This is a genomic window from Actinosynnema sp. (genome assembly GCF_052038725.1).
The window spans coordinates 1-3,186 of the sequence record NZ_JBQGCX010000821.1 but is presented as its reverse complement, the minus strand read 5'-3'; the positions used below and the strand labels follow the sequence as shown (position 1 = coordinate 3,186).

The following is a 3,186-nucleotide window of genomic DNA, read 5'->3' as shown; positions in this document are numbered from 1 at the left end:
AGGCCAGCCGGTTGACGATGGCGCGGTGCGCGACGACGACGCCCTTGGGCCGTCCGGTGGAGCCGGAGGTGTAGATCAGGTACGCCGGGTCGTCGGGGGCGGGGGCGGGCAGGTCGGCGCCGCGGTCCTCCCCCTGGCGCTCATCACCGAGGCAGTCCCCCTGGCGCAGCACGACGTCCGCGCCCGAGTCGGCGAGCATGAACTCGACCCGGTCGGCCGGGTAGTCCAGGTCCAGCGGCAGGTACGCGGCCCCGGAGCGCAGCACGCCCAGCAGCGCCACGACCAGCTCCGCCGAGCGCGGGATCGCGACGGCCACGACCTTCCCCGCGCCGCGCTCGCGCAACCCGCGCGCGACGGCGGCCGAGCGGCGGTCGAGCTCGGCGTAGGTGAGGGTGGCGCCCTCGAAGACGACGGCCACCGCGTCCGGGGTCTGGGCGACGCGCGCGGCGATGCGGTCGACCAGGGTGTCCTCCGGCACGGCCACGGCCTGCCCGGTCTGCGCGGCCAGCCACTCGGCCTCGCCGGGCGTGACGAGGGGGACGCGGGCCACCGGCCGGTGCGGGTCGGCGGCGAAGACCTCCAGCAGCCGCACCAGGCGGTCGGCGAGCGCGGCGGCCTCGGCGTCGGGCACCCGGTGCTTGATCCGCAGCTCCAGCCGCTCGCCGGGGATCGCGATCAGGGCGAGCGGGTAGTGGACGCGGTCGCGGACCTCGACGTCGGTGACCACGTCGGGGAAGTTCTCGACCACGACGAGCGTGTCGAACAGCTCGCCCTGACCGGCCGCCCGCTGGATCTCGGCGAGGCCGAGGTGCTGGTGGTCCAGCAGCGCGGCCTGCTCGTCCTGGAAGCGGGTGAGGACCTGGGCGAGGGTGTCGGCGGGCGACCAGCGCTGCCGCACCGGCACGGTGTTGATGAACAGGCCCACGGCGGACTCGATGCCCTCGACCTCGGCGGGGCGCCCGGCGACGGTGCTGCCGAACACCACGTCCCGCCTGCCGGTTCGGCCGCCGACCAGCAGGCCCCAGGCGCCGTGCAGCACGGAGCCGGTGGTCAGGCCGAGCCTGCGGGCGGCGGCGGTGAGCGCGGCGGTGGCCTCGGCGGTCAGGAACGCGCTGTGCTGGCCGTGCCGGGGGGAGGGGTCGGGGACGACGCGGGTCGGTTCGTCCACATCGGACAGCGCCGCGCGCCAGGCGGCGCGGGCGGCGTCGGTGTCGCGGGTGGCGAGCCAGCGGTGGTAGGCGAGGTGGTCGGGCGCGCCGACCCGGCCGCCGTCCAGCTCGCGGCGCAGCAGGCCGACCGACCAGCCGTCGACCAGGATGTGGTGCAGCGTCAGGACGAGCTTGTCGCCGACGGCGGCGGCGCGCAGCAGCGGCGGGTGCTCCAGGTCGAAGCCGCCCGCCCGTTCCGCGGCCAGCACCCGCTCCAGGTCGGCGTCCGCCGGGTACTCGTGCCAGGGCAGTTCGGCGTGCGGCGGCACGAGCTGCACGACCTCGCCGCGCGCGCCCTGGCCGAACCCGGCGCGCAGCGCGGGGTGCCGGTCCAGCAGGCCCTGCACGTCGGCGCGCCGCACCGCGCGGCCCAGCGACAGGACCTCCTGCACCAGGTAGGAGTCGTCCGCGTCGAAGCGGGAGTGGAAGTAGAAGCCCTGCTGGAGCGGGGAGGCGGGCAGCACCTCGTGGTCGCCGGGGAACTGCGCGACCAGGTCGGCGGGCAGCAGCTCCACGTCCGCGTCGGCCCGCGCGCCGACGGGGCGGGAGGCGGCGGCCAGGTTCGCCGGGGTGCGGTGCTCGAACACCTGCGCCGGGGTGATCACCAGTCCGGCGGCGCGGGCGCGGGAGACGACCTGCATGGCGACGATGCTGTCGCCGCCCAGCTCGAAGAAGTTGTCGTGCACGCCGGGCTTGAGGCCCAGCACGGCGGTGAACGCGTCGACCAGGACGTGCTCGGCCGGGGTGGTGGCGGGGGCGTCGCCGCCCAGCGCGGTCCAGTCCGGGTCCGGCAGCGCCTTGTCGTCCAGCTTCCCGTTGGGGGTCAACGGGAGCGGGCCGGACATCGGCACCACGACCGAGGGGACCATGTGCTCGGGCAGCAGCGCGGCGGCCCGCTCGCGCAGCTCCGCGGGTTCGGCGCTACCGGTGAGGTAGGCGACCAGGCGCTTGACGCCCCGGTGGTCGCGGCGCACCCGCACCGCCGCCTGCGCGACGCCGGGCTGGGCCATGAGCACGCTCTCGACCTCGCCGGGCTCGACCCGGAAGCCCCGGATCTTCACCTGCCCGTCCGCGCGGCCCAGGAAGTCCAGGCTGCCGTCGGCGCGCCAGCGAACCCGGTCACCGGTGCGGTACATGCGGGAACCGGCCTCGCCGAAGGGATCGGCGACGAAGCGGGCGGCGGTGAGCGCGTGCTGCCCGTGGTAGCCGCGCGCCAGGCCGCGACCGCCGACGTACAGCTCGCCCTCCACGCCGACCGGGACCGGTCGCAGCGCGGAGTCCAGGACGTAGCAGCGGGTGTTGGGGTCGGGCACGCCGATCGGCACCGGCCCGGTCCAGTCCGGCTGCGCGGGCCACAGCGTCGAGTTCACGGTGGCCTCGGTGAGGCCGTAGGCGGCGACCACGCCCATCCGGCGCGCCCAGCGGGCGATCAGCTCGGACGGCACGGTCTCGGTGCCCACCACCAGGACCGCGCCCTCCGGCAGCTCGCACTCGGCGGGCAGCGCGGCCACCAGCGACGGCGGCAGGATCATGTGCGTGGCCCCGTGCTCGGCCAGGTACTCGGTCAGCTCGGGGCCCGCGACGCGGCGGTGCGAGGGCACGACGATCGCGCGCCCGCCGACGCCCAGGGACATGCACAGGTCCCACACCGCGACGTCGAAGCCGACCGACGCGAACTGGGCGACGCGGCTGGATTCGGTGACGCCGAGGCGGTCGACGGCGGTGGCGATGAGGCTGCCGACGCCCTCGTGCGTGACGACGACGCCCTTGGGGCGGCCGGTGGAGCCGGAGGTGTAGATGACGTACGCGGCCTGGTGCAGCTTGATGTCCAGCCCGAGGTCGCTGCCGTCGTCCGGCAGGTCCCAGGCGTGGTCCTCGGTGATCACCAGCTTCGCGCCCGCGTCGGCGACCATGCCTGCGACGCGCTCGCGCGGGTGGTCGGGGTCGAGCGGCAGGTACGCGGCGCCCGCCTTCATGA

General features: G+C 75.9%; 1 protein-coding gene. It reads right to left on the bottom strand.

Annotated elements, in window-relative coordinates; all coding sequences use genetic code 11:
* Nucleotides 1-3,186: amino acid adenylation domain-containing protein (locus tag ACTUAL_RS16915; protein ID WP_440900941.1), on the bottom strand; the 3,186-nt coding region annotated here is incomplete at both ends.